The sequence below is a fragment of the Paenarthrobacter sp. CAP02 genome (genome assembly GCF_040137855.1).
GTDB lineage: Bacteria > Actinomycetota > Actinomycetes > Actinomycetales > Micrococcaceae > Arthrobacter.
Genome location: NZ_JBEEII010000012.1, coordinates 86985 through 111768 on the forward strand (window position 1 = coordinate 86985; position 24784 = coordinate 111768).

General features: G+C 62.5%; 28 protein-coding genes. 9 read left to right on the forward strand and 19 right to left on the reverse strand.

Annotated elements, in window-relative coordinates; all coding sequences use genetic code 11:
* The first annotated feature begins 2 nt into the window (after positions 1-2).
* Positions 3-3014 (forward strand): bifunctional [glutamine synthetase] adenylyltransferase/[glutamine synthetase]-adenylyl-L-tyrosine phosphorylase, encoded by a 3012-nt coding sequence (locus tag ABHM97_RS18605; RefSeq protein ID WP_349471794.1) that lies wholly within the window; start codon positions 3-5, stop codon positions 3012-3014.
* 14 nt (positions 3015-3028) lie between these two features.
* On the opposite strand, the gene ABHM97_RS18610 is transcribed toward ABHM97_RS18605, so the two are convergent.
* Positions 3029-4507, reverse strand: a complete 1479-nt coding sequence (locus ABHM97_RS18610) for an arylsulfatase (RefSeq protein WP_349471795.1) — start codon at positions 4505-4507, stop codon at positions 3029-3031.
* 60 nt (positions 4508-4567) lie between these two features.
* On the opposite strand from ABHM97_RS18610, the gene ABHM97_RS18615 reads away from it, so the two are divergent.
* From ABHM97_RS18615 to ABHM97_RS18630, 4 genes are all read left to right on the forward strand, one after another.
* Positions 4568-5137: a GNAT family N-acetyltransferase gene (locus ABHM97_RS18615; RefSeq protein ID WP_235520457.1), complete on the forward strand. Its 570-nt coding sequence runs from the start codon at positions 4568-4570 to the stop codon at positions 5135-5137.
* 55 nt (positions 5138-5192) lie between these two features.
* Positions 5193-5408: an AsnC family protein gene (locus ABHM97_RS18620; RefSeq protein ID WP_235520458.1), complete on the forward strand. Its 216-nt coding sequence runs from the start codon at positions 5193-5195 to the stop codon at positions 5406-5408.
* Between the two features lie 564 nt (positions 5409-5972).
* A complete protein-coding gene (locus ABHM97_RS18625) occupies positions 5973-6323 on the forward strand; it encodes a hypothetical protein (protein WP_349471796.1) in 351 nt (116 codons plus the stop codon).
* Positions 6324-6458: 135 nt separating this feature from the next.
* A complete protein-coding gene (locus ABHM97_RS18630) occupies positions 6459-6797 on the forward strand; it encodes a pyrophosphorylase (RefSeq protein WP_349471797.1) in 339 nt (112 codons plus the stop codon).
* Positions 6798-7447: 650 nt separating this feature from the next.
* Here the strand turns inward: ABHM97_RS18630 and ABHM97_RS18635 are convergent.
* From ABHM97_RS18635 to ABHM97_RS18695, 13 genes are all read right to left on the reverse strand, one after another.
* Complete coding sequence (locus ABHM97_RS18635) at positions 7448-7762, reverse strand: hypothetical protein (protein WP_349471798.1); 315 nt, start codon at positions 7760-7762, stop codon at positions 7448-7450.
* A complete protein-coding gene (locus ABHM97_RS18640) occupies positions 7759-8073 on the reverse strand; it encodes a hypothetical protein (protein WP_349471799.1) in 315 nt (104 codons plus the stop codon). The genes ABHM97_RS18635 and ABHM97_RS18640 overlap by 4 nt, the downstream gene beginning before the upstream one ends.
* A 2-nt stretch (positions 8074-8075) precedes the next feature.
* Complete coding sequence (locus tag ABHM97_RS18645) at positions 8076-8909, reverse strand: phage major capsid protein (protein WP_349471800.1); 834 nt, start codon at positions 8907-8909, stop codon at positions 8076-8078.
* A 111-nt stretch (positions 8910-9020) separates the two neighbouring features.
* Complete coding sequence (locus ABHM97_RS18650) at positions 9021-9206, reverse strand: hypothetical protein (protein ID WP_349471801.1); 186 nt, start codon at positions 9204-9206, stop codon at positions 9021-9023.
* Between the two features lie 11 nt (positions 9207-9217).
* Complete coding sequence (locus ABHM97_RS18655; RefSeq protein ID WP_349471802.1) at positions 9218-9703, reverse strand: hypothetical protein; 486 nt, start codon at positions 9701-9703, stop codon at positions 9218-9220.
* Positions 9703-10308: a VG15 protein gene (locus ABHM97_RS18660; RefSeq protein ID WP_349471803.1), complete on the reverse strand. Its 606-nt coding sequence runs from the start codon at positions 10306-10308 to the stop codon at positions 9703-9705. The genes ABHM97_RS18655 and ABHM97_RS18660 overlap by 1 nt, the downstream gene beginning before the upstream one ends.
* Positions 10305-11603, reverse strand: a complete 1299-nt coding sequence (locus tag ABHM97_RS18665) for a phage portal protein (protein ID WP_349471804.1) — start codon at positions 11601-11603, stop codon at positions 10305-10307. Before ABHM97_RS18665 ends, ABHM97_RS18660 begins: the two co-directional genes overlap by 4 nt.
* Positions 11604-11611: 8 nt before the next feature.
* Positions 11612-13072, reverse strand: coding sequence for a terminase large subunit domain-containing protein (locus ABHM97_RS18670; protein ID WP_349471805.1), 1461 nt, complete (start codon positions 13070-13072; stop codon positions 11612-11614).
* 418 nt (positions 13073-13490) lie between these two features.
* Entirely contained in the window at positions 13491-13664 is a 174-nt protein-coding gene (locus ABHM97_RS18675; protein WP_349471806.1) for a hypothetical protein, read from the reverse strand.
* Complete coding sequence (locus ABHM97_RS18680; RefSeq protein ID WP_349471807.1) at positions 13661-14458, reverse strand: hypothetical protein; 798 nt, start codon at positions 14456-14458, stop codon at positions 13661-13663. Before ABHM97_RS18680 ends, ABHM97_RS18675 begins: the two co-directional genes overlap by 4 nt.
* A 9-nt stretch (positions 14459-14467) precedes the next feature.
* A complete protein-coding gene (locus tag ABHM97_RS18685) occupies positions 14468-14938 on the reverse strand; it encodes a hypothetical protein (RefSeq protein ID WP_349471808.1) in 471 nt (156 codons plus the stop codon).
* 4 nt (positions 14939-14942) lie between these two features.
* Positions 14943-15191 carry a hypothetical protein gene (locus ABHM97_RS18690; RefSeq protein WP_349471809.1) on the reverse strand — a complete coding sequence of 83 codons (249 nt, stop codon included), beginning with the start codon at positions 15189-15191 and terminating at the stop codon, positions 14943-14945.
* Positions 15188-15385 (reverse strand): helix-turn-helix domain-containing protein, encoded by a 198-nt coding sequence (locus ABHM97_RS18695; RefSeq protein ID WP_349471810.1) that lies wholly within the window; start codon positions 15383-15385, stop codon positions 15188-15190. The genes ABHM97_RS18690 and ABHM97_RS18695 overlap by 4 nt, the downstream gene beginning before the upstream one ends.
* 97 nt (positions 15386-15482) lie before the next feature.
* Between ABHM97_RS18695 and ABHM97_RS18700 the strand changes: the two genes are divergently transcribed.
* Positions 15483-16043 carry a helix-turn-helix domain-containing protein gene (locus ABHM97_RS18700; protein ID WP_349471811.1) on the forward strand — a complete coding sequence of 187 codons (561 nt, stop codon included), beginning with the start codon at positions 15483-15485 and terminating at the stop codon, positions 16041-16043.
* Entirely contained in the window at positions 16018-17106 is a 1089-nt protein-coding gene (locus tag ABHM97_RS18705; RefSeq protein WP_349471812.1) for a site-specific integrase, read from the forward strand. The genes ABHM97_RS18700 and ABHM97_RS18705 overlap by 26 nt, the downstream gene beginning before the upstream one ends.
* Here the strand turns inward: ABHM97_RS18705 and glnA are convergent.
* A complete protein-coding gene (glnA, locus tag ABHM97_RS18710; protein WP_211711292.1) occupies positions 17103-18527 on the reverse strand; it encodes a type I glutamate--ammonia ligase in 1425 nt (474 codons plus the stop codon). The two genes, ABHM97_RS18705 and glnA, sit on opposite strands and share 4 nt — an antisense overlap.
* Before the next feature lie 301 nt (positions 18528-18828).
* On the opposite strand from glnA, the gene ABHM97_RS18715 reads away from it, so the two are divergent.
* A complete protein-coding gene (locus ABHM97_RS18715; RefSeq protein WP_235520461.1) occupies positions 18829-19266 on the forward strand; it encodes an RDD family protein in 438 nt (145 codons plus the stop codon).
* Between the two features lie 94 nt (positions 19267-19360).
* Here the strand turns inward: ABHM97_RS18715 and ABHM97_RS18720 are convergent, their stop codons facing one another.
* The 3 genes from ABHM97_RS18720 to lipB all read right to left on the reverse strand — a co-directional run bounded on the left by ABHM97_RS18720 (position 19361) and on the right by lipB (position 22152).
* Entirely contained in the window at positions 19361-20122 is a 762-nt protein-coding gene (locus ABHM97_RS18720; RefSeq protein WP_349471813.1) for a DUF4191 domain-containing protein, read from the reverse strand.
* A 294-nt stretch (positions 20123-20416) separates the two neighbouring features.
* Positions 20417-21424 carry a lipoyl synthase gene (gene lipA / locus ABHM97_RS18725; protein ID WP_178995563.1) on the reverse strand — a complete coding sequence of 336 codons (1008 nt, stop codon included), beginning with the start codon at positions 21422-21424 and terminating at the stop codon, positions 20417-20419.
* A complete protein-coding gene (lipB, locus tag ABHM97_RS18730) occupies positions 21421-22152 on the reverse strand; it encodes a lipoyl(octanoyl) transferase LipB (RefSeq protein WP_255774167.1) in 732 nt (243 codons plus the stop codon). The genes lipA and lipB overlap by 4 nt, the downstream gene beginning before the upstream one ends.
* 78 nt (positions 22153-22230) lie before the next feature.
* Here lipB and ABHM97_RS18735 point away from each other — a divergent pair, with 78 nt between their 5' ends.
* A complete protein-coding gene (locus tag ABHM97_RS18735) occupies positions 22231-23826 on the forward strand; it encodes a serine/threonine protein kinase (RefSeq protein ID WP_349471814.1) in 1596 nt (531 codons plus the stop codon).
* A gap of 14 nt (positions 23827-23840) precedes the next feature.
* Here the strand turns inward: ABHM97_RS18735 and ABHM97_RS18740 are convergent, their stop codons facing one another.
* A complete protein-coding gene (locus tag ABHM97_RS18740) occupies positions 23841-24740 on the reverse strand; it encodes a TIGR01777 family oxidoreductase (protein WP_349471815.1) in 900 nt (299 codons plus the stop codon).
* Positions 24741-24784 lie beyond the last annotated feature (44 nt).

Sequence of the window (24784 nt, forward strand, 5' to 3'; positions counted from 1 at the left end):
CAATGAGCCTCGCACGTCGGCTCATCTCAGCCGGATTCAGTGACCTCGAAAAGGGCGAACGCTTCCTCGCTGCCCCGGAGCTTGAAGGGATTGACGAGGACGCGCTGTTTGTCGGGCTTGCCATGGCGGCCAGCCCGGACACGGCACTCCAATCGCTGGTCAGGCTCATTGAGAAGAATCCCGGACTGAAAAAGCTGGCCGCAGCACACCAGGATGCCAGTGAGCCCATGTACCGGCTTCTGGGCGCCTCGGAAGCCCTGGGGGAGTTCCTCATCCGGCACCCGGAGCACCTGGATGTGTTTGATGTCCGCGTCAGCCCGGAGCCCCTTCAGGCCTCCAGTGAAGATCTCCGGACAATGCTTCTGCGCTCGGTCAAAGCCGAACCCGGTGCCCAGCGTCCGATTGCTGGAATCACCGGGATGCCGGCTTACGCCGCTTTGCGCACAGCGTATCGGCGGGGGCTGACAGAGCTTGCCATCAAGGACCTCTGTGCTGCCTCGCCACAGGATTTCATGCCATCGGCCGGTGCCGAGCTGGCGGATCTCGCTGGTGCCGCGATCGAGGCGGCGCTGGCTGTATCCCGGGCCGAAGCGGCAGCCCAGTACGACCCGGCGGAGATTGCCGACGTCGGACTTGCGGTCATTGGGATGGGCAAATGCGGTGCCCGCGAGCTGAACTATATTTCCGACGTCGACGTCATTTACGTCGTTGAATCAGGAGAGCTCGACGACGCGCGCGCCTCAACCATCGGTACGGCCCTGGCGTCAGGGATCTCCCGGGCCATCTCGTCGTCCGCTCCCGAGCCCGGGCTGTGGGAGGTCGATGCCAACCTGCGGCCGGAAGGCAAGTCAGGGCCCCTGGTCCGCACCCTACCATCGCACTTGAGCTACTACGCGCGGTGGGCCGAGAGCTGGGAATTCCAAGCACTTCTCAAGGCGCGTACCATCGCCGGGGACCGTGAACTTGGCCAGCGCTACGAGAAAGCCGTGGAGCCACTGGTGTGGTCCTCCGCGGGGCGTGACGGCTTTGTTGAATCCGTGCAGGCTATGCGCCGCCGGGTGACCGACTACATTCCAGCGGCCGAGGAACAACGCCAGATCAAACTGGGTCGCGGCGGACTCCGGGATGTCGAATTCACCGTGCAGCTGTTGCAGCTGGTCCACGGAAAGTCCGATGAATCCCTGCGCTGCAGGGACACCACCTCCGCCATCGCCGCGCTGTCCGCCGGAGGCTACATCGGCCGCGCCGACGCCGCTGCTTTCGACAACGCCTACCGGTACCTCCGCCTGCTCGAACACCGCATCCAGTTGTTCCAGTTGCGCAGGACCCATCTGATGCCGGCCACTGAAGACGCCCAGCGTTTCCTCGCCAAGGCTGTCCTGGGGCCATTCTCGCTTGAGCGCCCGCATCCCGACCAGTTGATGGGGACGTGGCAGAAGACCAAGAAGTCGGTCCGCGAGTTGCACGAAAGGATCTTCTACCGGCCGCTGCTCAATACCGCGGCGAAGCTGAGCAGCGAGGACGCCAGGCTCAGTCCTGAGGCAGCCCAAGGCCGCCTCGCCGCACTCGGTTACCTGGATCCCCAGGGGGCGATGCGGCACATCGAGGCGCTTACCGCAGGAGTCAGCAGGCGCGCGGCGCTGCAGCGCCAGCTGCTTCCCATCCTTCTCGGATGGCTGGCCGAAGGAGTGGATCCCGACGCCGGGCTACTCGCCTTCCGTCGTGTCAGCGAGGCCCTTGGAACCACGCACTGGTATTTGGGGTTGCTTCGCGATTCCCAGGCGGCCGCCGAGCGGCTGTGCCAGGTCCTGGCCAACAGCAGGCTGATTTCGGACCTGTTGGAGGTTTCGCCGGAGTCCGTGGCGTGGCTTGGGAGCGACAAGGAACTTGCGCCAATCCGGTTTGAGGCCCAATGGCAGGAAATCCAGTCCAAGCTGTCCCGCCACCCCGACCCTGAAAGCGCCATGCGGCTTATCCGGTTGATCCGGCGTCGGGAAATCCTGCGGACCGCCATTGCGGACAGTGCCGGGTTGCTGGATCAGGACGCCGTTGGGCTCGCTCTGGCCGAGACGGACCGGGCAGCCGTCCTTGGTGCTTTGCATGTCGCGGAATCGGTGGTGTCAGCGGAAGGTCCGTTGAAGACGGATGTCCTGGTGGTCGCGATGGGTCGGCAAGGCGGACGCGAGATCGGTTACGGCTCAGACGCGGATGTTATGTACGTCCACCGCGCCCGCCCCGGTTTCAGTGATGCGGAGGCCCAGGAACAGGCGACGACGATTGTCGCCAAGATCTCCAGTTTCCTCACCCAGCCGCTCAAGCCGGCCATCATGGCGGAGCGGGTCCTGATGGTGGACGCCGATCTCCGGCCCGAGGGCAAGAACGGTGCCATGGTGCGTTCGCTGGACTCGTATGCAGAGTATTATCGCCGGTGGTCGCTGATCTGGGAGGCCCAGGCGCTGTTGCGCGCCCGCCCCATGGCAGGCTCGGATGAGCTCGCCGCAGATTTCGTCAAGCTCATCGATCCCATCCGTTACCCGGAGGAACTTGCCGAGCAAGATGTTCGGGAGATTCGCCGTGTCAAGGCACGTGTGGAGTCCGAACGGTTGCCTCGCGGTGCTGATCCGGCGCGGCATGTGAAGCTGGGCCGTGGTGGGCTGAGCGACGTTGAGTGGTTGGTGCAGCTGATTCAGCTCCAGCATGCCGGAAAACACCCGGATCTCCGGACCAGTTCAACCGTGGAGGCACTGGCGGCCGCCGAAAAACTTGATCTCATCGACGGGGACGACGCCGCGCTGTTGCGGGAGGCATGGCAGCTTGCCAGCCGAATCCGTTCCGCGAACGTCATCGTGACAGGCCGGGCTTCGGACCTCCTTCCGTCCTCGCGTAAGGACCTGGAAGCGGCAGCACGCTGGTGTGGGTACGCACCCGGTAACGCGGGGCAGTTCGAGGAGGATTACCTACGGCTCAGTCGTCGTGCCAGGGGAGTGTTCGAAAGACGGTTCTACGGCAACTAGCTCTGCCGGCCTTTTCACCGGCACGCCGCTGCCTTCTCCCTGGCATGCCGCAACATGGCCACCACCGGGGCTCCAGGCGTCAGCTTGCCATTAACGACGAAGCCCTCTTCGCGGTCACGCAGCGTCTCCACCATGCGTTCGCGCCACAGCTGGAGTTCTCTGTGGCTGGCCGTGTCATCAGCGAGGTTGAAGCGTTCCTGGGGATCGGCGTCGAGGTTGAATAGTTCTTCCGTTCCCTGGCCGGAACCCCAAATGTATTTATGATGGCCGTCCGTCAGCCAGTGCAGGTTCTGTCCCCAGTACACGTGCTCGCCGTGCAGGATGTCACGGACAGCGTGGCTGCTTTCGCCTCGGACGATCGACGCCAGTGACTTGCCATCGACGGAGTCCGGGATCGGCAGTCCGGCGAGGTCCAAAAGAGTGGGCATGATGTCCCGGAGTTCCACCACGTGCTCCACGACTATCCCACGCGCAGCGGTTTCCGCAGCAGGGGATTCGGCGATGATGAAAGGCACCCGGGCGGAACCCTCGTACGGAACTGCCTTACGGAACATGTGGTGGTCACCCATCATTTCGCCGTGGTCGCTGGTGAATGCAATGACAGTGTTCTCCAGCAACCCGAAGTCAGCCAGCGACTCCTTGATCCGGTTGATCTGCAGGTCGATCTGGGCCATCAGCCCGTAATATCCCGCTCGTGCCCGGTGCACCACGTGGTCGGGAATCTTGCCGTAGCTGGCCTGATAGTCCCCGTCCTGGCGGTGCTCGTCCCAATGATGTTCCCAGTCGCCCGTGACGGCTTCATAGGGAGGAAGGTTGAGGTACTGCTCAAAGGCCCACGACGGCGGGTCGTACGGCGGATGCGGCCGATGGAACGAAAGGTAGAGGAAGAAGGGCTTGACGGGGTCCCGCCGGTGCATCCATTCGATGGCCTGCGTGCCGATCCAGTGGGTGGGATGCAGATTCTCTGCCTTGTCCCACGGCCGGGCGACAATCGAATTGCAGTTGACGCCGTGGTCGAAGTACTCGGCGTCGGGGCCCATGCCGGGTTGCCTTCGGAGCCAGGGGACGTAGTCGTCGAACATGCCGAACTGTTGTCGGTGTTCCTGACGGGCGTGGTGAAGGTATCCGTCATGCAGGATGACGTCGTCGAAACCGAGTCTGGAACGTTCGGGCCACACGTGCATCTTGCCTATGGCCTGCGTGTGATAACCGCCTTTCCGGAACTCATCCTGTACGGTCACCGGGTGGACGGCGTGGAAAGGTACGCCGTCGTTGTAGCCAACCCGGCCATGCCGTTCCTGTGACTGTCCCGTGAACAGGGCTGCGCGAGCGGGAACGCACGACGGGGTAGCAGAATAGCCTTTGGTGAAGCGAACGCCGTGCCTGGCCAATTCGTCCAGGTGCGGAGTTTCCACGAAGGGGTGCCCGTCCGCGGACAGGCAGTCGCCCCGCCACTCGTCGACGCAGATCAGGATGACGTTGGGCTGGTTCACGACGCGATGCCTCCGTTGCTGGACACTGTTGGGATAACCCTACGGGGAGAAAAGACGAAAATGCTCGAAGATGACTCCAAGGAACAGATTTCAATCGGCAGCGATCAGGACTGGCTGGGTGATGTGTGGTTGATTCCCCTCAAAATGCTCGACGACGACTCCCGCGCCATTCAGTTGGGCGCGGTGGCTGCGATGTCGGTCGACGACTCACAGCGCAGCTTCGTGGGCGATCCGCTGCGCATGATGCTGATTGGCCTGGAAGAAGATTCTCGGTTTCCTTACGTGATCGAATCCGGGGGAGCGGCAGTGGGCGTGCTGACGCTTCAATCCGGGGCGGCGAGCCTCGCTGGCTGGGCAGGCGATGAGTCTGCGTGGCTATTGAGGGGCTTCCTTATCGACTCGCGGAGCCAAGGGCGCGGCCTGGGCTCCCTGGCCGCGCGCGCCGCGGTGGAGGAGGCGCGAAAGCTGACGGCAAGGCTGGGTGGCGGCCAGGCCGGCGTCGTACTTTCCGTCAACGAGCGCAACCCGGCGGGGCTTGCCGCGTATGGCAAGGCGGGCTTCGTGGACACCGGGCAATACCTCGGGGGCACCGCCGGTCCGCAGCGGACCATGTACAGGGAATTGGGCTAACGGAGGCGTCAACGTTGATTGACGACTTCCGCCTCCGTCAACTATGGTTGACGGCATGGAGGTGGATCGAATGAAGACGCTTGTGGGATCGATGGACGGAATGGGGCCGGCGGAGGCACTCTACGCCGTGGCGGAGTTGCAGAAGGAAGTGGGCCGTACCGAGGCCTCGCTGGTTCGTTCTGCCCGGCAAGCGGGGTTGTCGTGGGAAGCGATAGCCCTCTGCCTGGGCGTCAGCAAGCAGGCTGTGCACAAGAAGTACGGAAAGCAGTAGGCGGGCTTCAGTGGCCTGTCCCTGGACCCACCGAGTCACCTAGACTTCTTCCGTGACAGTGATGCTGGATGCTGAGGGGGCTGCCTTCTCCGACTCGTGCTGCTTTCGCTGCAAGCAGGCGGGGCCGCACTGGGCATCGCGCCACAGTCCGGGCGGGACATTTGCTTGCCGGCGGTGTTTCGCAACCTTTGCCGACGCCGAGGCAAGCACTGGTGGCGAGGGGGCCGGCGCCGGCAGTGTGCCGGGAGGCCAGGGGGTCCGGTTGTTCGAATCCAAGTAGTCGCGGCCAGCCGTAACGAAAAAAACGAGTACACACTACTCGTGTCCCGAAGGGGCGCAGGCGGGCAGCATGGTCCCTATGACAGCCTATGTGATCGAATCAGCGGCCCTGCTCCATCGCTGCCAGTGCTGCGGCGAAGAAACAGACCAGGTGTTCTGTGCGGACTGCGCAGCCCCAGAGCAACCAGGACAAGCCCCTACCACCAAGCACTGATGTGGGATGCCTGACGCTAAGTAACCTTATAGACTTCTTCTGTCACTGATCTCGACGCATAGGGGAAGTACATGGAATACAACGGAAGTCCTACCGAAAAGGCGTTCACCGCCGGAGAGCTGGACCGGCGCCACGTCGGACAGTCCGTGAGCTTTCAGCCCAACGACTTCACTGTTGTCTTCGGGACGATCGCAGGCATCGCCCGGACCGAGGCGCTGGTCTACCTGTCCCTCAACGGCGTTGGTGGCGGCACCCATCTGAAGGACGAATACGACCTGCCCATCGACAAGCAGGTCTACCTGCAGCTGGACCCGCTCGGCAGCGCTGAAAAGGGTTTGACGGACGCCGCCAGTTTCGTCAAGGACAAACTCGACGAAATCACCCGGAACATCCGCGAACGTGAGCACGAAAAGTCCGAGTAGTACTTGCACACACGGAGAAGGCCAGGGCCAGTCCTTTCAGACTGGCCCTGGCCTTCTTCTGCGGCATGCGTGCACCAAGGGCGAGCAATTTCCCCAGTTGTTGGATTTATTGGTTGGGTATTGATAGTGTCGGGCATGTCCAGCCCGGTGGTGTTGCGCCGCCGGTTTACTATTTTCACTTTGGGGGTTTCTATGTCGCGTGTCTTGTCTACTGAGCAGGCCAAGGCTGCTATTGGTCAGGTGCAGTCGATTATTACTGGTGGTTTTACGGATCAGATTTCGGCGTTGGATGCGCAGGGTCGTGTGTTGTCGGATCCGAATGTGTGGGATGGTCCGTTGGCTGCTGAGTTCCGTGGTTCGACGTGGCCGGAGACGAAGGCTGCGTTGGATAAGGCCAAGGAGGAGTTGGAGCAGTTGCGGGGTCAGTTGCAGAAGATTTCGCAGGATATTTTCTCGGCTGGCGGCGGCGCGTAGCTGTCTAAGGTGGGAAGGCTCCGGAGTCCTTCTTGTCGGTCCTCCGGGCTGAGTTCGATACTGATGCATCTGACAAGTCGTACAGCGTTGATGCTACTGCTCCCTGCTCGCGAGACGCTTGGGAGCTCAACGTTGAAGACCAAACCAAGCGGGATCAGGGGAAGGTACTCCCCGGGGACGAAGGCGTCGTGGTTCGAAAGGAGCCGCCCATCCGAGAATAAAGCTGGAACGCCTGTCAGTAGAAGGATCCCGCCAAAAAAGGCCGGCCTCAAGTAGTGAAACTTGGGGCCGGCCTTTCGTGTGTCTTGATTCGTGCGGGCGGTCTGCGGACTAGGGTCGCTTCTGCCGCGCGATCCAGTTAGACGCCGTAGTAGAGCTCGAAGTCATAAGGGGGCATTGGTTACTGTTGATAGTGGCTGAATTCCGCGTGATTTCGGGGTTTTTGGTGTTGGGTCTGCACGGCTGAATTTGCCCGTTTGCGGACCTCTTGCGGACTTTTTGCGGACTAAAGCAGTAGGACCCTCATTTCAAGTGAGGGTCCTACTGCTTGGCGCTGGGTGCCTGGCGATGTTCGGGGGATAGGCTCCCATCGTTTCCCTGATCCGGCTAAGAAAGAGCACAAACAAGCCGGGGGTGACGTTGACGCCTGGCTATCCCAGCTTCAGAGTGGCCTCGTAGTGGTGCAGCCGGCCGTTTACCATCCAGGGCTCAACATCACCTTGGACGGACAATTTCCTGCCCCGCCATTTCACCTGGCCGGTGGACGTGAGTTTGCCGCCCGCCTTACTCCCGATCAGCAGCCGGTAATAGGCCGTCAGGGGTGCAACGCCGTGCTGGACAGACTCGCTTGAGTTGAGTGGGTTCACCTGTGCCGGGTAGGGGCCGTCCTCGATCACCGGCAGCGGGTTGCCCTTGGCATCCTTGCCGCCACCAGTCAGAAGAATGACCCGGTCCTTGTAGATCACTTCGCCCGCTTCCGGTAACGGTTCAAGACGAAGGTCTCCGCCAGGGTCCAGCTGTTGAAGCTGCCCCGGACACTGACCTGCCCGACCTGTTCACTGAGCTGCCCCGGATTGGTCAGGAGCCGTGCTGTCGCGGTGGTGATGACCGCGGCCACGTCGGCGTCCGGAGCCGTGCCAGTGAAGCCCTTACCCCGCGTGTAGGCCTGAGCCATTGCCGTGACGATAGCGACGTGCTGCCCGGCCAGGGCGACAAGTTCTGAACTGTCGCCCTGGCCGAGGAAGTCGGCCACGTCTTTGCCGGTGACCGCAGCCATAGTTACGCGGCCTTCGTGAGGATGACCACGCCTTCGGGGTGCAGGAGGCCGAGGTCGTAGCGGGTGACCACGCGGATGGCCTGCTGGTCGTATTCCGCGAATCGCTCGGAGAGGACGGTCACGGAAGGGGCAATGTCCCGGACGACGGCGACCTGTGACATGTCCGCCAGTACAGCCTTGCCGGTTTCCAGCTTGTTGGTGACCGTGACCGGGATCCCGAACAGCCGGTACGTGGTGCCGGCGGTGATGTCGGATTCCAGCAGGTATTTGCCGCTCAGGTCCCGGAGCTTGCGGACCGCGAAGAAGTCAGCGCCGGACATGAACCAGCGGTTCGGTGTGACTTCGGCGGCGGCGGCGAGGGCCAGCGCGTCCAGGAACGAATCGGCGTCCGTGGCGTCCAGGACTGCCTGCTGGGTGCCGGCCTGCTTGGTAAGGCCGGTCACGGTCTTGGTTGCCCCCGTGCCATTCAGGAGGGCGGTGTCCAGCTTGTCCGCCACGTCCTTGACGATTCGGGCCTTCAGGACGGCGTCCAGACCGATGTTGGACTGGCGGGCCATCTCGTTGGAGAACTTGGTCAGCGCCTTGATGGACTTCCGGTCCGATGGCATGAGGTTGATTTCCCCGAACGTGACGGCGGAGTCCGGGATCAGTTCATTCTCAGCGACCCAGGACGGATCGGTGGAACCGGTCAGGGTAGGGATCTTCAACGGCTCGGAGGAGTCAAAGATCCGGGGGCCGGCGGCGAGGACCACAGACGCGGCCTCAAGGGGCTGTACCAGGATGTTGGCGACCTGTTCGCGGATGAGGGTCTGGCCGGTGGTGGTGTCGAGAGTCATAGCTTTTTCCTAACGTGAAAGTGATTTCTGGTTTTCACGCTGGCCGCCAGGACAAGCGAAGGGGCCGGGCGCCTGGCCCGACCCCTCAACTATACCCCCATGGGGTATTTCCTACCAGTCTTTGCTGTGGTCCAGCTCTACCGTTCGTACCTTGGGCGTTGCCCGCGCCGGGGAGGCTCCCTGTGGCTTGTCGTACTCGCCGTTGCGGATGCAATTGATGTCCCCTTGCATGAGGCCGACCGTGTCATGAAGTCGTTTCACTTCGTCAATGAGTTCCCGCAATAATTTATCGGACATGTTGCTTCCCCTTAGCTTGCGCGTGACCGGAGGATACCGGCGAGGTCCACGGTATCTGATGCGCCCGATGTCGGCCCCTGCCCCACGTCGCCGCGTGGCTTGCGGCTAGCAAGGTGCGGCTTGCGGGCCAGGAGGTCGTCCACGGCGGCGGTAAGGGCCGCGGCGTCGTCCAGGTGGCCGTCCTCGAATGGCAGGTCTGACGGGTCAGCGAGGCGTCCTGTAGCAGCCACCAGTGCTGTGTGGAGGCGGCTGGCGAGGTCGTCGGCCTGCTGGGCACGCTGCCGGTACTTGGCAGACTCGGTCCGCAGCTTCTCCACGTAGGTGCGCGGGAACGTGTCGCCGTCCTCCAGCGGGGCCTCAGCGTCCCCGGCGTCCTCCAGGGCGGCCGGGTCCGTTTCGAGTGCCACGGCGGCGTCCTGCGGGGTCTCCGTGGCCTCTGGAATAACTTCTTCGGTCTCGGTGGTGTCGTCGGTCAAGGGAATGGTGGGAGTCGTCATTATGCTGCAACTTTCTGTCCATGGCCTGCCTGAGCGCGGGCCAACTTTCTGGTGTAACCGGTGGATTCGATGGAATTGGAAACGGTGGGGATCGGGGTGCAGGCGCAGCCCTTATGCGTCGGCATGGGGTGGTCCTTGGGCCAGGTGCGCCCTTCACGCCACCACCAGACGCACAGCTGGCAGGCGTCGCCTTCCAAGCCACGGACCCAGCCCGTCGCCTTCGGACTCCGGGCGATACCTTCAGTGAACTGCCGGGCCGCTGCCTCCATCGGTTCCGCCTTGGCAACGCGGGCCAGCTGCATGACGGTGTCCAGATTGGAGGCGGTAATCGTCTGCATGGCCTTCACCAGCCGTCCGGCGTCGTCGACAGCATCCACCAGGATGGTTCCGGGTATGACCGCCTCCCCAGTCGCGGCCGTCAGGAAACCGGACAGAGCCAGTTCAGCGGCGGCGCGTCCCTGCTGGTTCGCCAAGGCGATGGCCTGAGCTGCAATGTCGTGGAAGTCGTCCAGACCCAGCCGGCCGTCCTGTACGGCCTGCCACAACTGCAAGATGATCTTCTCCGAGCCAGCGCCCAGCGCCTTGATGGTCTCCTCGTAAGTCACGCCAGCAGCCCCTTCAGGTCAGTGCCGGCCATGTCCAGAGCCTCCGCCCGGCGTGCCTGCCGGATAGCGCGGATCTCGTCCTCCGAGTAGCCCAGCCGGTCCAAGGTGATCGACGCCGGAAGCAGCCCAGCGGCAAACAGTTTCACCGCGGCGTCCGCCTCCTGCGCGACGGACCGGGTCGACGTATCCGCCCACTTGATCCTTACGTCCACGGCCAGGGGATCCAGGCCGGTGCGGACTGCCACCACCAGCCGTGCGACGTCCTCCCAGCCCCGGCCGAACTGTGACTGACGTGCCGCTGCTCGAGCCGCCAGCGAGGCCTCAGCAGCGCGCATGGAGTCCGCGGAAGTCGGCGCGGAAGCCAGGGCCCCGATGTAGTGCGCCGGAAGACCTGAAACGGCCATGATCTGACCCAGCAGCACCCGGACCGACGCCTCATAGGCTGCCAGGTCAGCAGGTGGAAGCTGCCCGAACTTCCCGGCCGGGTCCTCGTTCACCATCATGCGGTGGTCCTCCGCAATGGGGTTTACCGCGTTCCCGTCATCGTCCTCCGCAAGCTCCAAGCCCGATGCCCAACGGCGCGGCCGGGCGAAATACTCCGAGGCCACCATCATGTCCGCCAGCAGCTTGTTCAGCGCGTCCACCAGCGGGATAAGGTCTGCCATCTCCGAAACGCCGTTATCGAGCAGCCGGTCACTGTTCTGCAGCTCCACCACCGGGGGCACGCCCAGAGGGTTGTCCAGTACCTCCAGCGTCTCAAACTGACCGAACGTCGCCGCGCCCGCCATGTTCGCCCGCAGCCGCGTAATCCGGTCCGCCTCATAGACCACAGCCTCCGTCGCCTTCGCCGTCTCCCAGCGCTTCAGGGCCGCGACGATACGGCGGGTTCCCGGATCCCGGACCACAGCCACTTGGCGGGCGGACTCCACCGTGACCTGAGGAGCCCCGGCCGCATTCGCCCAAACAACCACGTAACTGGTACCCAGGGTCAGGGCCTCCCGGTGCGCCACCGCTCCGAGTTGGTCTAAGTCATTGCGGATCCAGTCCTGCCACAGTTGCGGGTCCGGTGCCCCGTCCCGGTGGAAGCCGATGATCCGCAGGCGCTCGGCCAATGCGGTGACGGCCAGCCGGGGGATATTCGAGCACATGCGCCCGAATCGGGTGCCCAGCGCGGCGCGGGCCTCCGGCGCCAGGAACGCTAGGGACTGTTCCCCGGCGTAGTACTTATCCAGTTCCGCGTAACGGCCGGCCGGCGCGTCGAGCTTCTGGAGCAGGGTGTTCAGCAGGTCATTCATGGATCCTCCTAGAATCCGGCCGCACGGCGGCGGACGTTCTTTTTCGTATGGAACGCCGCCCGGTCCAGGGCGACGATGGCCGCGACTGCGGCGTCAATCTTGCGGGGGGAATTGCGTTTGTCCTTGACGATCAAGTCGCCCAAGGTGGTGGACTTCGCCACCGCGTGAGAAATGTGCTTGGAGAACCGCGGGTCTCCGTCATGGTTGACCGTCCCTTTCACCACGGCCTGATACATGCGGTCTGTCGCCGGGGCCATCCGTTGCGCGTGGGCGGTGTTCCACTCCATAACGTGCTTAGCCCCGAACGTGCCAGCCCACTCTTCAAGCTCAGACCTCCAGCCCCAAGGATCGGCGGCCAGCTCCATGACCTCGTACCGGGCGAACGCCTCGGCCACGGTCTCGGAGACCTCCCGGCGCGGTACACGCCACCGAGGATCGCCGGGGTTCTCCCACAGCCCAATAATGAACAGGTGCGGATCCGGTCCGACCGTGCAGCCCACCAGCGCGGTGGAGTCGCCCGATGCTGAGCCGTCGAAGGCCATCACGATGCGTTCCCCGGCCTCTACGGTCAGCCCAGCCTCGGCCAGCTTGTCCCACGCACCGAAGGGCAACCAGGAGTCCACGCCCGCTATCCACTGGCCCAGGCGAAGCTGCCGGAAGACCGGTTCCCGGATGGTCTTGCGGACGGCGTCGAGTGCATCCTCAGCGAGGAAGGGATCCCTGCAAGCCAGCGCGGGGTTGGCGATCCTCCACGCCTCCCGGTCGGTCACGTCGCAACCGTCCGGTGCCGCGTATTCCTTCAGGTAGAACTGCGGGTCATCGCCCTCCCGGCCGTGCTTCACCAGCGTCCACATGATGCTGTCCTCAGACGCTGCCGGGGTGCTGATAGCCAGGGTCAGCGACTCCGGGCGCTTACCGGCTGCCGTCGTCGCCGCCTCCCAAACTGCTTCGGTGACGACGTGCAGTTCATCCACGATCAGGAGCGATGGGTCAAAGCCTTGGAGTGCCCCGTACTCGGCTGGCAGCGGCGTCAAGGTTGCGTCATTCTCCGGGACATAAAGCCGGTCCTGATACACCTGTACCCGCTCGGCCAGTTCCGGGTTCAGTTCCACCATGCGCTTGGCGAGTTTGAACGTGATGTTTGCCTGGCGCTGGTCCGATGCCACCACCAGAACCTCAGCGGACGGCGGACCGACAAACAGTTCAGCCAAACCAACCATTGCCGCAAACGCCGTCTTACCGTTACCCCTGGGGAGCGACACCAAGGCCGTCCTGATGCCCGGTGCGAACGCTCCACGGATAATCTCCTGCTGGAAGTCCCGGAGCTTCACAGGCTTGCCAGCGCCGTGGCCGCGAGGGATCACTAGAAAGTCCCGGATGAACCGCTCCCGACGCTTAGCCCGGTCCTTCGGCCAGCCCTTGAAGTCCAGCGGCTCGGCCGTAATAGCCCGCTTCGGTCCAGCTGCCACTACTTACCACCGCCAGCCGGGTTACCTGATACCGGGAGTATCGGAAACTTTGCCTTCGTAGGTGGGTGGAGCGGCGTGTCGGTTACCCCTACCCCCCAGGTCTGTGCTTCACCGCGTGCGGATCCGCGCTTGGAGTTGCAACTGACACAGACCACGTCAACGTCCTGAAGCCGGATAGGAAGCCCCTGTTCCTTCCGTTCCCATGCCTCTGGTGAGTGGTCCGTGGTCAGGCGTTTGGTGGTGCCACAGTCTGAGCAGAAGGTCTGTATGGACCGCGCCCTTTTGGAGAGCTTGCGCCATGACCAGTCGTAGCCGCGCTCCTCACGTGATGCCTTGGCAACGACGGGCTTAGGGCGGTGCAGTTGACAGCGTGGTCCGTCCGTTGGTTCGCCGCAGACCAGGCAGGACTTGAGCAGACTCACGATGCGGCCTTGAGGGCGGCCAGTTGCTCTTCAGCGGCCAAGCACCGGTTCATCCATACGCGCATGTCTTGGTGGGCCTGCTGGGCCTTGTCCCGGAACCGGTCACAGAGTTCGATGTACTCGGCCTTGGACAACTTCATGACGGCGACGGATGGGGTTGTGGTGATCAAGATGCTTTCCTTCCCTGCTGCTTTTCGTATTCGGCCATTCGTTGCTTGAGTCCGGCCGATTGCCTGTTTCGTTCATCGTTGAGGGACAAATTTCCAATCAAGGCGTCGGATTTTTCCCTCGCCCCCTCGCGTGCGTGCGTTACGGAAGGTGACGACGACGCATGAAGATTTGATTGATGTGGATTTGATTCATGAGGAGGTAATGAGGAGGTAGGCGGAAGCTGGCTTCCGGTGTTCTTGTCATTCACTTCCGGTGATATGTCATTAACTTCCGGTGATATGTCGGCAACTTCCGGTGATACCGTCCATTCCGGCTCACTATCAGCGGAAGCCAGCTTCCGCTCTTCGGACTTATCAGCGGAAGCTGGCTTCCACTGATCTTCGACTGCTCGGACCGTGTTGAGGATGTCGAAATCCCAAACGTCCAGGCTGTCGTCGGCTGTCTTGATCCAAGCGTCCAGTTGCTCTGGCATGGTGAGCTGGTAGATGGTTGCCATGCCCTTGCCTGAGCGGCCGAAGCTACTGCCGGTGATTAGTAGCTTGATCAGTCCAAATTCCTCCAAGTCCCGGAGGTGGTCACGGACTGCCCGGTCCGAAATGCCGGCGTGTATCGCCAGCCGCTTTTGCCCCGGGCGAACGTTCATGCCTGTCTTGGTATCGGCATAGGTTGCCAGGACGAACGCCACGAGCTTGGTGTACTTCTTCGGGAACACGCATTGGCGCACGACGCGCTCCCACTCGAACCGGCCGACGTGGATAAGCTGGCCGCCCCAATCCGTGTACCGTTCAGACATCTGTGCTGCCTACTTCCCCTCGGTAGCGCCGGCAGCCTTGCTGGCTGACGCTGCGGTCGTGATGTAGGCACCCATCTCCAGCATGGCCGTGGCGTACTCGTTGGCTTCGGCTGCGGTCATTGGGTCATCGTCGGCCGTCCAGAAGGTAAGCGAGAATTCCGCGGTGTGCGGAACGTATTCGGAGACGATCGTCCACCGGGCACCTTCCATGCGTTTGCCCACGTACAGATCACACACGATGTCTGATGGTGTGAAGCCAGGCGGCACAGATGCCGGTGTTGTCTTCGGGCCGAAACTGTCAGTTCGGGCAGGCCACGGCAAGTCGGTGGTGATGATGAGGTCGTCGTGGTCCTCGTTCCACCAGTTCGCCCCAAGGGCATCGTCGAGCAGCTCCAGGAGCTCTGTAAGTTCCATGTCCAGCTGGTCTGCCACGTCCCCGAACTCTCGAACGGTGGTCGGTACTTTGATAGTGTGCTTCATGGATCTACTCCTTGTTATTGGTGGGTTCTGAGGCAGTGGCGGATTCTTTGACGGGAACGCCGCTGCCTTTCTCTGTTTTCAGGGCAACCTTGCAAGCTTTTGCCGGCGTCGTCCCCTGAGTTTTGTGCGGGTTCTTTGCGGCCACCGCGGCATCGTTCAGTGGGCCCTCATTGCTGGTGCCCTGCCAGTAGCCGGACTCCCACGCCTCAGCCATCGCCGCGTTGAGGTCGGCCTTCGTGTAGGCCCGGCTCATGCTGACTCGCCAGTCTCGAAGGCATCCCGAATCCATGCGTCGACGCTTTCGCGGGAGTACATTAATTTGCCGCCGAACCGAGCGCCTTTCGGGCCGATGCCTTTGTGACGCCAGTAGCGCAGGGTAGCTACCGGGATGCGGGTGATCTCCGAGACCTCCTGAATGGTCAAAAGCATGTAGACAACAGCTGCCACTTTTCTCTCCCTATACGTCCATGTTGGGCTTTCCCAACAATGACGACTGTAGTTGAGGATCTTTGCCAGTGCAACACTGATGTGGGACCATCGCTACATGGACGAATTGGTATCGAATGAAGTGGTGCGTGTTTTCGGCGCGAACCTTCGTCAACTGCGAGAGGAAAAAGGGTGGTCCCAGTCCGAGCTGGCACGCCGTATGCAGGAGACAGGGTGGCCGAAATACAGCCAAGTAGCGGTTTCCAGGACCGAGGAAGGAACGCGGGCCGTAAGACTCGATGAAGCGATAGACCTCGCCGCGTTGTTCGATGCGCCCGTCACGCGCATGATTAGCACGTCCTCTACCCGAGCGGGCCAGATATTCGAGTTGCAGCGACAAATTGCTGCCGTGGCGTCAGCGACCCGCGAACTGCGTGCGGCTGCCGAAGCTTACGAGCAAACAAGACGCCAAGCGTGGGCAGTGCAACGTGACTTAGCTTCTACTGTTGGCGGTAAGTGGCCCTCCAAGAACCTCAAAGACACCTTCGAGCGTGAACTGGGGTTGCTCGAAGGGGTCTTGGACATGGACGCGATCGCCATGCTGGAGTGGGTCGAGGACCGCGAATTCGACGAAGAAGAGGGGCGCTTCTACCGTGGCGAGCATCCAGAAAAGGCCTGACGGCCGGTGGCGTGCCCGGTACCGCGACGAAACCGGGAAGGAGCACGCCCGGCACTTTGCCCGGAAGATCGACGCGCAGCGGTGGCAGGATGAGGTCACGGCGTCGGTTGTCACTGGGATGTATGTGGATCCGAAGTCCGCGAAGAAGACGGTGGGGGAGTGGGCAGATTCGTGGCTGGCTGGCTATGCGCAGAACAGACCGTCCACAGTCCGCCAGGCGAGGGTGCATATTAAGCACATCAAGGAAGCCTTCGGCAACCGGGTGCTTGCGTCGGTGCGGCCATCCGAGGTCAAGGCTTGGACGGTCAGCTTGAAGGATGCCGGTCTGGCGGACTCTACGGTCTACGCCATACACAGCCGTTTGGGTCAGCTCTACTCTGACGCCGTCCACGACGGGCTGGTGGCTAAGTCTCCGGTCTCCAGGCGCACGTCTCCGGGCGGTGGTAAGCAGCGGCCCTACGTGGCTACAACAGATCAGGTTTGGGCGCTCCACGAGGCAATGCCGGAAGGGCTGCAGCCGGCCGTCCTGCTGGCAGCTTTCGCCGGTCTCCGGGTTGCTGAAGCAGTTGCTTTGCGGGTCCACGACGTCGATTTCATGCGCGGTGTCATCACGCCGGCCATTCAGTATCCTGCTGAGCCGCTGAAGACGGAAACGTCCAAGACGTCGATTCCCATTTCCAGAGATTTGGCTGTGGAGTTGAACCGAATGCCGGTGAGGTTCGGTTCGGAGACGCTTGTGGTTTCGGAGTGGGGACGGCCGATTGCCCCGTACACACTGGAAACACACTTCCGAAGTGTCAGGACCACAGTGAAGGGTTTGCCGGAAGGCTTCCGGTTTCACGATCTGAGGCACTATTACGCCTCCCTACTGATCGCTTCCGGGCTCGACGTGAAGGTTGTGCAGCGGTGTCTCCGCCACGCCTCAGCTAAGACGACGCTAGACACTTATGGCCACATGTTCCCGGACAAAGAAGAGTCCGCACGTGCTGCCATCACCGAAGTGTTGACCGCTCGTGCGGACTCCCTGCGGACTAAACCCCGTTTAGCCGCGGATTCTAGCTAGACGCCGTAGTAGAGCTCGAACTCGTACGGGTTCGGGCGCAGCGACAGCGGGCGGATCTCATTCTCGTACTTGTAGTCGATCCACGTGTCGATGAGGTCCTGGGTGAAGACACCGCCAGCCTGCAGGAACTCGTTGTCCTCGCGCAGGGCCTCAAGAGCTTCCTCCAGGGAGCCCGGAGCCTTGGGGATGTCCTTGGCTTCCTCGGCAGGAAGCTCGTAGAGGTCCTTGTCGATGGGAGCCGGGGGTTCAATGCGGTTGCGGATGCCGTCGATGCCGGCCATCAGCTGGGCAGCGAATGCCAGGTACGGGTTGGAGGAGGGATCCGGAGCGCGGAACTCGATGCGCTTGGCCTTGGGGTTGGTGCCCGTGATCGGGATACGGATACCTGCGGAGCGGTTGCCCTGCGAGTAAACCATGTTCACGGGAGCTTCGAAGCCCTTGACCAAGCGGCGGTAGGAGTTAACCGTCGGGTTGGTGAAGGCGAGGACGGCGGAAGAGTGCTTCAGCAGGCCGCCGATGTACCAACGCGCGGTGTCGGAGAGGCCTGCGTAGCCCTTCTCGTCGTAGAACAGCGGATCGCCGTTGCTCCACAGCGACTGGTGGCAGTGCATGCCCGAGCCGTTGTCACCGAAAACAGGCTTCGGCATGAACGTGACGGACTTGCCCCAAGCGTCAGCGGTGTTCTTGATGACGTACTTGAACTTCTGCAGGTCATCGGCAGCGGCGGTCAGCGTGGTGAACTTGTAGTTGATCTCAGCCTGGCCGGCAGAACCGACTTCGTGGTGGGAGCGCTCAACCTCAAGGCCGGCCTTGTCCAGCTCAACGCACATGGCGTCGCGGAGGTCCGCCTGCTTGTCGGTGGGGGAAACGGGGAAGTAGCCGCCCTTGACGGGGGTCTTGTAGCCGAGGTTTCCGCCCTCTTCCTTACGGCCGGTGTTCCAGTGTGCTTCCTCGGAGTCGATCTTGTAGAAGCTGCCCTGGGGGGAGGACTCGTACTGGATGTTGTCGAAGACGAAGAACTCGGCTTCGGGAGCGAAGAATGCGGTGTCGGCGATGCCGGTGGATGCCAAGTAGGCTTCGGCCTTCTCAGCAACGCCGCGAGGGTCGCGGTGGTACGGGTCGCCGGTGCGGGGGTTCACGATGGAGAAGTTCAACGCGAGGGTCTTCTCGATCCGGAAGGTGTCGACGAAGGCAGACGTTACATCCGGGATGAGCTGCATGTCGGACTCAGCGATGCCCTGGAAGCCGCGGATGGAAGATCCGTCGAAGAGCTGACCGTTGACGAAGAAGTCGAGGTCAACGCTCTTGGCCGGCACATTGAAGTGCTGCTGGACGCCAGGAAGGTCTGTGAAGCGGATATCGACGAACTTGACATCTTCTTCTTTGATGAACTTGAGGACTTCGTCCGCAGTCTTGAACATCTATGCTCCTTATGCATATCAAGTAACAGGCCCGGAAGGCCGCGTGGTGCAGCCAAACCGACGGCAGGCGGCACAAAAGTGTCCCCTTGCCATGGTGGCTGGCAACTCATACCACCTTAGGGAGATGGGATTTCCCGGGGGTGTCAGTATTGTTTCCGGCAGGTTACAGAATCGTCTGTTGTGTAAACGGTAGTCGGCTTGCGGGTGTTCGGTCCAAGCGGGTCCATTGGGCGAACATGGGAGGTGTTTTTGCTGCCCGTCCCGGTCGGGCACAACCTACACCAGACGTTAGGCTTGATAGGTGGTAGATCGAAAAGACATTGGTTCGTGGTTGACAGGCCCGGACACATCCGGCATCTCCAAATATCCAGGCGAAAGGCTCGGCCTGCCCGAGTCCGGCCCTGGCTCCATTGCCCGTGCCGGGCGCCGCATCTTCGGCATCGTCATCGACTGGACCATAGCGTTGGTGATCAGCAATTTCGCGTTCGGCGGTAACCAGTGGGCGACTCTCGCCATCTTCGCCATCGAACAGATCCTTCTGATCGGCACGCTGGGGTACAGCATCGGTCACAGGATCATGGGTATCCACGTGGTACGCCTTGGGGGAGGGCCTGCAGGTCCACTGGCCGCTGTGGTGAGGACCCTGCTGCTTTGCCTGGTTATCCCAGCTGTCGTCTTCGACCCGGACCAGCGTGGACTCCACGATAAAGCCATGAACACTATCCTCATCAGAAGGTAGACGGGTCGGCCCTCGACCTTGACAACACATAAAGAAAAGCGCGCTTCCCCGCAATGGGAAAGCGCGCTTTTTCGTTCTGCTGGGTCCTGCCGGGTCAGCGGCCGCGGGCGGCTTTGCGGTCCGGGCGGGCCTTGTAGGGGTCGATGCCCTTGGGGATCGGCAGACGGTTGCCAAGGGAGTTGATCCGCTTGCTGACGGCGTTGACTTCAACCTTGGTGAGCTCGTTCTTCATCTTCCCCATGGTCTTGGCCAGCTGGTTCAGCGGGACCTGGCCCTCGCCGCGACCCGACTCCAGGACACGGATGGTGACGTTGGGGAGAATACGTGCAAGGCGCTTGCGTTCGGCGTCCACCAGCGGCTTGACACGGTGGCTCGGTCCTTCACTGACCAGGACGATACCGGGCCGGCCGATGGCCATGAAGACAGCATCCTGGGTGCGGGGGTTCACTGCAACCGGCTGATCCTGCGTGATCCAGCCTCGCCGGAGCGTCCCCAAAGCAGCACCGGAGGCACCAGGCTGGTTCTCGATCTGCGCAAATGCTGCCTTCTCGGCGCGGCGCGAAAGGATGAAAACGGCGGCGAGCAGCCCCAGAGGGATGCCGATGATAAGGCCGGTAACCCAGTTCTCCAGCAGGTAGCCGATGAGGAAGGCAACCGCGACGACTGCAAGGAACGCCAGCACCATGATCCAAACAACCTGGGGATCATTCCGCCGGGTCATTTTGAAGACTTCAGCGATCTGCTTCAGCTGGCTCGGCTTCTTGGCCTTCGTTTCCTTGGGCTTGCGCTGGAACAGCCCACGCTTGGGTGCGTCGGCCGATGGGGTCGATTTGCTGGAATCAGGGGAGTTCGCCATAGTGCCTCAATTCTACGTGATATCCGGTAAGCCCCAGGACGTTACACCGAAACTTAGCCGCCAGACTCAGGTGATCAATCAACCCCTGTGCCGGTGAGCGGAGGTATACCCATGCCGTTCGGGCCCACCGATTTTCGAATTCCACGTCATGATTCTGCGGCGTCCTGCACTTGAACTTCGCGAGCCGTTGCCGCTGAAAGCACCCAACTGGACCAGTTGGAAGGCAAGAACCGCTTCTACCTCGGTTAAACCGATTCTGCCGCACCGCACTGTCCGTGCGGTGCGGCAGGCCGGTTAGCTGTGGGCTGCGAGGATGGTGGAGGCTTCCTGGCGGGTGGTCCCGGAGGACTCGATGTGGGCCAGGGCGGCGGGGATTTCCCAGCCTTTCTTGCGCATCGCGGTGGCCCACAGACGTCCGGCACGGTAGGAGGAGCGGACCAGCGGGCCGGACATGACGCCGAGGAATCCGATCTCCTCGGCCTCGTGCTGCAGGTCCACGAACTCCTGCGGCTTGACCCACCGGTCCACCGGAAGGTGCCGTTCGGAGGGGCGCAGGTACTGGGTGATCGTGATCAGGTCACACCCGGCCGCGTGCAGGTCACGCAGGGCCTCGGAAATCTCCTCACGGGTCTCGCCCATGCCCAGGATCAGGTTGGACTTGGTCACCATGCCCAGGTCCCGGCCCTGGGTGATGACATCCAGGGACCGCTCATACCGGAACGCCGGCCGGATCCGCTTGAAAATCCTCGGCACGGTCTCGACGTTGTGCGCGAACACCTCGGGCTTGGAATCGCAGATCGCCGCGATGTGCTCGGGCTTGCCGGAGAAGTCCGGGATCAGCAACTCCACCCCGGTTCCCGGGTTCAGTTCGTGGATCTTCCGCACCGTTTCGGCGTACAACCACACACCCTCATCGGCCAGGTCATCCCGGGCCACCCCGGTCACCGTCGCGTACCGCAACTGCATGGCCTGCACCGAGCGGGCCACCTTCGTGGGTTCGAACATGTCCACCGGGGAGGGTTTGCCGGTATCGATCTGGCAGAAATCACAGCGCCGGGTGCACTCGGACCCGCCGATCAGGAACGTCGCTTCCTTATCTTCCCAGCACTCGAAAATGTTCGGGCAACCGGCCTCTTCACAGACCGTGTGCAACCCTTCCTTCTTCACCAGGTTCTTGAGCTGGACGAACTCAGGACCCATCTGGACCTTGGCCTTGATCCACTCAGGCTTACGTTCAACCGGTACCGCCGAGTTACGCTGCTCAACGCGCAGCAACTTACGGCCTTCAGGTGCCAAGGTCACTGGAGTGCTCCTTCGGGGGTGGAAACGAGTGCTTCTTCGTGCTTGCTGAATTCTTCAACGAAGCGGTCAACGATATCGGCCGGATTGATGGTTTGGCCTGTTTCCAGCGACATGGTGGTGACGCTGGCGTCGGTGATGCCGCACGCAATGATCTGTGCATAGGGTGCCAGGTCATTGCTGCAGTTGATGGCCACGCCGTGCATGGTGACGCCGTCGAGTACTCGGATCCCGATGGCCGCAATCTTGCGGTCCGGACCCTTTTCGTCGGCGAGGATCCAGACCCCGGCCCGGCCCTTGACGGTCACAGCGTTGATGCCGTAGTCCTTCATCACGGCGATCATGATTGCCTCAAGGCGCTCAACGTAGTCGCGGATTCCGGCACGGTTCTTGAGCTTCAGGATGGGGTAGGCGATCAATTGTCCCGGCCCGTGCCAGGTCAATTTGCCACCCCGGTCCACGGGAACGACAGGAGTGCCGTCAAAGGGACGCTCGTGGTCCTCCGTGAGCTTGCCGGCCGTGTAAACGGCGGCATGCTCCAGAAGCAGTACGGTGCTGTTCTTCTCGCCCGCAACAACCTTGTTGTGGATCTCGCGCTGCAGGTCCCAGCCCTGCATGTAGTCAACGAAATCAGGGGCAAGACCCAGTTGTGAAAACTCAAGAGTCATGCGTTCAAGCTTAGACCCCGCAGCAGACTGGCCATGGTTTTGTGGTGAACCTCTCAGTCGCATCGCCGCTATTGGACAGTGACGAAGGTGGCCCTGTGGATAACTTCTGCACCGATCCCGGGTCTCCGGTAGACCTTATCCATGGAAACTCTCGATTCTGCTGATATGCCTCCCAACCTGCCGGGGTATCGGATCAGCCGTCAACTGGGCACGGGCGCGAGCTCCACGGTGTGGCTGGCGAGGAGAAACGGAGACGGAGAGCGGTTCGCCATCAAATGCGTCACGGTGGCCGCCCATGGTCCCGCGGAGGCGCAGGGGATTGATGGCGGCGTTTCCCGCGAGGCCGGCATCTTGTTTGGGGTAAAACACAAGCACCTGGTTGGCATTCACGACGTCGTCCAGTTCGAGATCGATGGACATGGAGCCCAAGGAATTGTCATGGACTATGCCGCGGGGGGCTCGTTGGCGAACCTGCTGTCCGGTCGGGGCCGGCTCCGGGTGGGGGAGGTTGTAACTGTTCTGGGGCCCCTTGCCCAAGCCTTGGACTACCTCCACTCCCAGGGACTGGTGCACGGGGACGTCTCGCCGGGAAACGTTTTGTTCACGGCCGAGGGAATGCCGCTGCTGGCGGATTTCGGGATCACGTCCAGGGTGGGCGACGCCCAAAACAGCCTGGACGTGGGTACGCCTGGTTTCATTGACCCTGAGGGCGTCGTTTCCGAGGGCCACGACGAGGGGGCATTGCGGCCGGAACGCGACGTGTATTCCCTTGCGGCTGTCGGATGGTTCTGCCTGACGGGCTCGGTCCCCGAACAGGCAGCGGACCGACCGCCTTTGTCATTTGTAGCCGACGATGTTCCCCGGTCCATCGCCGGCGCGTTGGAGGCCGCTTTGGATCCGGACCCCCGGATGCGGCCATCCGCTAGGGAATTTTCGACGGCGATTTTCCGCAGTGCAGCCCCGGAAGGAGTGGACCTGGCAGGGGCGGTGCACGCGTCCGTCATTCCGGAATTGCTGACCCGGCGGCAGGCGCTGGATCGAAAACCACGCCAGCGTGCCCGGAAGTTCGGGAAGCTGCACTCGCCCCGACGGTTGGTAAAGGCTGCGACACCCCGGCCACGGCGGACGCCCAAGCCACGCAAAAACATGGGGCGCGTACGGGCAGCCGTGGTTCTCGGGATCGGGGTCCTGGTCGGCGCCGCTGCGTGGGGCCTGTGGGCGCAGGGGAAGCCATCGGCGACGCCGTCCGGAGTGGGGAATGGTGCTCGCGCGTCCAGTGAGGGCCTGACGGCGGACATTCTGGAGTCATCCCGCCTCCAGGAAGGCCTCAAACAGGAGCTTCGGTCCGATGACCTGGCGGTCGTTGTGCCGGCGTTGGCGACTGTGCGGGATGTGGCGTTGCGTGAAGGCCCTGTGGAGCTGCTGGCTGTGATCAACGCACCGGGTTCACCGGCCGAAGCCGCCGACCACCAAGTGGGGGACCACCTTCGAACAGCCGGCACGGTGTTTGCCGGACTCGCCACCACCGTGACGGCGGTGACCATCGAGGAACCCCCTCAGCCCGACCACGCAATGGTGGGGCTCGTAGCCGCTACGTCGGCCTATGAGGAGCGACTCTCCTCAGGTTCGGTGGTCCGTTCAGAGCCGGCGGGGACGCCGCAGCATCTCCGGCTGCATCTGGAGCGTCGCGACGGGCGATGGCAGATCGTAGAGATCCTGGCCGGCACCACGGGCTGAGCTTGCTGAAGTCCCTAGTGGTCCTTTGCCGATGTCAGCCATTCCATCGCTTGAGGAAGCGAGGGGTGCTGCCACATGAAGCCGGCGTCCGCCAGGCGTCCGGCGTCCATCCTTTGGTTCGCCAGCACGAGTTCGTCCGCCAGCTTTCCGAGGACCAGCCGAAGCGCCGGACGGGGGACCCGGCAAAACGCCGGCCTGTGGAACGCTTTTGCCAGGTGGGACACAATGGTGTTCACATCAGCGCTTTCGGGAGCGCAGACATTCACCGGTCCGTCGATGTCGGCCGTCAAAAGGTACGCCAACGCGGCAGCTTCATCGGCCAGCGTGATCCACGGCCAGTATTGGCGTCCGTTGCCAAAGGGGCCTCCGAGCCCGAGCTTCAGGAGGGGGAGCAGTGGCCCCAGGGCTCCACCTGACAGGCTGAGAACCACGCCGGTCCTCGGCGTTACTACGCGCACGCCCGGCGGCGCGGTCCTCGCAGTCCGCTCCCACTCCACGCAGAGGGGGCCTAGGACGCCTCCGCCGGGGCCCGAGTCCTCCCGGAGTGGGCCATCTGTCGTTGCGCCGTAGTAGCCGGACGCGGATTGGCTGATGAACACCGATGGCGGTTCGCTTAGCCGCCCCATGGCCTCAGTCAGGGTGCGGGTGGGCTGGAGGCGTGAATCCCGAAGCACCTGGATTCGCTTCTTCGTCCACGGGCGGTCACCTATGCCGGTCCCGGAGAGGTTAACCACGGCATCGACGCCCTGGAACACTTTTTCGTCCAGCTCTCCAGCGGCGGGGTTCCAGGCCCACTCCGCTGCATTCCTGGCAGGCCGGCGGACCAGCCGGACGACGTCGTGGCCCTGGCTGGCCAGTTGCTCCGACAGGGCCGTCCCGATCATTCCCGACGCTCCGGACATCACGATTCGCATGACCCATCTCACCATGACGAAGGCACGCGGGGGAAACGCCCGCC

Bases quoted from the DNA above. Each gene is read 5' to 3' on its own strand.
- ABHM97_RS18630 (WP_349471797.1), top strand. From the start codon at position 6,459: ATGTCCAGCCCGGTGGTGTTGCGCCGCCGGTTTACTATTTTCACTTTG.
- ABHM97_RS18650 (WP_349471801.1), bottom strand. From the start codon at position 9,206: ATGTCCGATAAATTATTGCGGGAACTCATTGACGAAGTGAAACGACTT.
- ABHM97_RS18735 (WP_349471814.1), top strand. From the start codon at position 22,231: ATGGAAACTCTCGATTCTGCTGATATGCCTCCCAACCTGCCGGGGTAT.
- ABHM97_RS18690 (WP_349471809.1), bottom strand. From the start codon at position 15,191: ATGAGCCGGGCCTACACGAAGGCCGACCTCAACGCGGCGATGGCTGAG.
- ABHM97_RS18605 (WP_349471794.1), top strand. From the start codon at position 3: ATGAGCCTCGCACGTCGGCTCATCTCAGCCGGATTCAGTGACCTCGAA.
- ABHM97_RS18655 (WP_349471802.1), bottom strand. From the start codon at position 9,703: ATGACGACTCCCACCATTCCCTTGACCGACGACACCACCGAGACCGAA.
- ABHM97_RS18615 (WP_235520457.1), top strand. From the start codon at position 4,568: ATGCTCGAAGATGACTCCAAGGAACAGATTTCAATCGGCAGCGATCAG.
- ABHM97_RS18680 (WP_349471807.1), bottom strand. From the start codon at position 14,458: ATGTCTGAACGGTACACGGATTGGGGCGGCCAGCTTATCCACGTCGGC.
- ABHM97_RS18700 (WP_349471811.1), top strand. From the start codon at position 15,483: ATGGACGAATTGGTATCGAATGAAGTGGTGCGTGTTTTCGGCGCGAAC.
- ABHM97_RS18640 (WP_349471799.1), bottom strand. From the start codon at position 8,073: ATGGCTGCGGTCACCGGCAAAGACGTGGCCGACTTCCTCGGCCAGGGC.
- ABHM97_RS18740 (WP_349471815.1), bottom strand. From the start codon at position 24,740: ATGCGAATCGTGATGTCCGGAGCGTCGGGAATGATCGGGACGGCCCTG.
- glnA (WP_211711292.1), bottom strand. From the start codon at position 18,527: ATGTTCAAGACTGCGGACGAAGTCCTCAAGTTCATCAAAGAAGAAGAT.
- ABHM97_RS18645 (WP_349471800.1), bottom strand. From the start codon at position 8,909: ATGACTCTCGACACCACCACCGGCCAGACCCTCATCCGCGAACAGGTC.
- ABHM97_RS18625 (WP_349471796.1), top strand. From the start codon at position 5,973: ATGGAATACAACGGAAGTCCTACCGAAAAGGCGTTCACCGCCGGAGAG.
- lipB (WP_255774167.1), bottom strand. From the start codon at position 22,152: ATGCGACTGAGAGGTTCACCACAAAACCATGGCCAGTCTGCTGCGGGG.
- ABHM97_RS18720 (WP_349471813.1), bottom strand. From the start codon at position 20,122: ATGGCGAACTCCCCTGATTCCAGCAAATCGACCCCATCGGCCGACGCA.
- ABHM97_RS18665 (WP_349471804.1), bottom strand. From the start codon at position 11,603: ATGAATGACCTGCTGAACACCCTGCTCCAGAAGCTCGACGCGCCGGCC.
- ABHM97_RS18620 (WP_235520458.1), top strand. From the start codon at position 5,193: ATGGAGGTGGATCGAATGAAGACGCTTGTGGGATCGATGGACGGAATG.
- ABHM97_RS18685 (WP_349471808.1), bottom strand. From the start codon at position 14,938: ATGAAGCACACTATCAAAGTACCGACCACCGTTCGAGAGTTCGGGGAC.